4 protein-coding genes are annotated in these 2,877 nt (G+C 68.1%); 1 reads left to right on the forward strand and 3 read right to left on the reverse strand.

The features are described from left to right. Positions 1-51: 51 nt before the first annotated feature. The 3 genes from JWQ92_RS13360 to JWQ92_RS13370 are packed head-to-tail and all read right to left on the reverse strand — an operon-like array spanning position 52 to position 2,627. Positions 52-639 (reverse strand): NADPH-dependent FMN reductase, encoded by a 588-nt coding sequence (locus JWQ92_RS13360; RefSeq protein WP_297344952.1) that lies wholly within the window; start codon positions 637-639, stop codon positions 52-54. Then, the gene (locus JWQ92_RS13365; RefSeq protein WP_297344953.1) at positions 636-1,673 is read right to left on the reverse strand and encodes an LLM class flavin-dependent oxidoreductase; all 1,038 of its coding nucleotides are present in this window, start codon (positions 1,671-1,673) and stop codon (positions 636-638) included. The genes JWQ92_RS13360 and JWQ92_RS13365 overlap by 4 nt, the downstream gene beginning before the upstream one ends. Before the next feature lie 51 nt (positions 1,674-1,724). Continuing rightward, positions 1,725-2,627 (reverse strand): NADP-dependent oxidoreductase, encoded by a 903-nt coding sequence (locus JWQ92_RS13370; protein ID WP_297344954.1) that lies wholly within the window; start codon positions 2,625-2,627, stop codon positions 1,725-1,727. A gap of 114 nt (positions 2,628-2,741) precedes the next feature. Between JWQ92_RS13370 and JWQ92_RS16940 the strand changes: the two genes are divergently transcribed. Beyond that, a partial coding sequence (locus JWQ92_RS16940; protein WP_367276738.1) for a YceI family protein occupies positions 2,742-2,877 on the forward strand: 136 nt, incomplete at its 3' end.

Below are 2,877 nucleotides of genomic sequence, written 5' to 3' on the forward strand. Positions count from 1 at the left end.
CGGTCGTTCCTCGTCCGTTCACCGGGCCACGACCCCCGAAATCTTGAACCGTCAGGCTTCGCGGGCGGCTCGGAGGGCGTCGGCCCACCAGAGCAGGTGGTCGACCATGACGGTCAGGCGCGGCTCGAGGGAGGCGAAGACCTCTCGGGCGGCGTCTCCCCCGGCACGCACCGACGGGAACTGGTAGCCGAGGATGTGGACGGTCTCGCGGACGGACACCATGCTGAGTTCGGCGACGACCTGACGCAGCTGCTCGATGGCACGGCTTCCGCCGACGTTCCCGTAGCCGAGGAACGCGACGGGCTTGTGCTCGAGCTCGGCGAAGAAGTGGTCCAGCAGGTTCTTCAGCCCCGCCGAGTAGCCGTGGTTGTACTCGTTGGTGATGACGAGGTATCCGTCGGCCGCATCGAGGCGAGCACCGATCGAACGTTCCGCGTCGTTCATGTACTCGCGCCTCGCCACCGCTGGAGGACGGGGACGGTCGTAGAGCGGCAGGTCGACATCGCGGACGTCGAGGACCTCGACCTCCAGGTCCCCACGTTCGGTGAGCCGGCTGGTCACCCACGCGAGCAGATGATCGGCGAACCGTTCGGTGCGTGTGCTGCTCACAATCACGAGGATCCGTCGGAGGTCCGTCATGCGGTCGCCCCGTTGTCGAGCTCGGCATGCACGCGGGGAGCCACCTGGGTGCCGAGCAGCTCGATCGACCGCAGCACGTCGGCGTGGCGCATGCCGCCGATGTCCATCTGCAGGAAGTGCCGTCGGTGACCCAGGTGTGCGTGGAGATCGATGATGCGATCCGCGATCTCGCTGGGATCACCTGCGAACACCATCCCTCCCGGGGAGTAGTTCGCCGCGGCCTGCTCCCAGGACGGCGCTGCGAAGCGTCCGGAAGCGGCATAGGCGGCCTGCTCGTGGCGGAAGAACTGCGCCTTCGCATCGCCGCCGTCCATGCCGATGAAGCCGTGTCCCGCGACCGAGATCCCCAGGGTGCCGGCGTCGTGGCCGGCCTGCGCAGTCGCCTGCCGGTAGAGGGCACCCATTCGACCCCAGTGCTCTGGCGTGCCGCTCAAGATCCCGTACGAGACCGGTAGCCCCGCCTCGCCGGCGCGGACGGTGGACCCCGGGCTGCCGCCGGTGCCGAGCCAGATCTTCATCGGGCGCTCCGGTCTCGGCACGACGACCGCGTCCCTCAGCGGCGGCCGCAGCGAGCTGTCCCAGCTGACCTGCTCGCTCTCGTTGATCGCGAGGAGCAGCCCCAGCTTGTCGGCGTAGAGCAGGTCGTAATCGCCGAGGTCGTACCCGAAGAGGCCGAACGACTCCGTGGACGAACCACGGCCGGCGATGATCTCCACCCGATCCCCGCTCACGATCGCGGCGGTCGCCATCTGCTGGTAGAGGCGGATGGGGTCATCGGTCGAGAGCACCGATACCGCCGTCGAGAGGGTGATCCGCGTGGTCATCGCCGCCGCGGCGTTGATCACCGCCGCCGGCGACGACACCGGCATCGACGGAGTGTGATGCTCCCCGACTCCGAAGAAGTCGAGACCCACCTCCTCAGCGACTCTGATCTGCTCGAGCAGGTTCCGGACCGCCTGCGCCGTCGTGACCGTCTCACCCTCGAGATTCCGGCCCGCGACACCGAAGCTGTACACCCCCAGCTCGAACCTCACCGGGTCCCCCGCGGTGTCCTCGATGGCCGCATGATCGTCGCCGAGCCCGTCTCAGGAGACGGTGATGATGTAGCGCCCGGCGACATGGCCGCCCGCGCTTGCACCTTGCGCATCCGAGGCTTCATCGAGCGCGAACGTCCGCTCCACCGGGATGTGGAACCTGCCCTCGGTGAACAGACGCGTCGCTTCGGTGAGCGCCGCGACGGCATCGCCACCTGGGCTCGCGACAGCAGCGCCGTGCTCCGGTGCGCTGTAGTCCGCTATCGACAGCACCCTGGACGGGTCACCCGTCAGCTCGATCAGCTCTGGGATCACTCCCGCTCCGGCGATGTCGAACGCCGCGTCAATGTTGCCGGCGACGATCTCCCGGACCCGACCGACGAAGCCGTCGCCATAGATCGTGGGCGTCGCGCCCATGGACCGGACATGGTCCTGGTTCCGCTCGCTCGCAGTCCCGATCACCGTCGCCCCGCGGGCGACGGCGAGTTGCACCACAGCGGTGCCGACACCTCCCGCAGCCCCGCTGACGAGGATGGTCTGCCCGGGCTGGACCGCGAGCTGGTTCAGGATGCGCACCGCGGTCCCGACCGGCACCGGATACCCTGCCGCCTCCTCGAACGACAGCCCCTCCGGCTTCAACACCCAGGTCGTGAGCACAGCGTGCTCCGCATAGGTCGCCGAGCCAGACCCGAGCACCGCGTCGCCGACTCGAACCCCGGCAACCCCCTCGCCCACCTCGTCGACGACTCTCGCGGCATCCACGCCGGTGCCGAACGGAAGCGGGAGCGGCATCTGCTCGCTCATGTACCCAGCACGGATCTTCCAATCGACCGCGTTCACCCCGGCCGCGCGAACGGCGATCCGCACCTCACCGACCCCGGCGTGGGGCTCATCGACCTCGTCCACACGCAAGACCTGGGGACCGCCGTACTCTGCAAAACGCACCGCACGCATGAAACCACCCCTCATCAAGGCCACGAGTGACACCAGCCCCTCGCTTCAACCACGTGGGGGCGTTCCTGTTCCCACGACGGGAATACCGGCGGAGACCGGACGCTTGAGGTTGACATGTCATCAACCATTGCCGACCAGCTTCCCCACTCGCAGTACCGTGAGGTTGTGTGGAAGAGCGACCCGGCCCACTCCGAGATCACGTTCTCGGTCCGCCATCTCGCGATCAGCAAGGTCCGCGGCTCCTTCGAGA

The sequence above is a fragment of the Amnibacterium sp. genome (assembly GCF_025463795.1).
In the GTDB taxonomy this organism is placed as follows: domain Bacteria; phylum Actinomycetota; class Actinomycetes; order Actinomycetales; family Microbacteriaceae; genus Amnibacterium.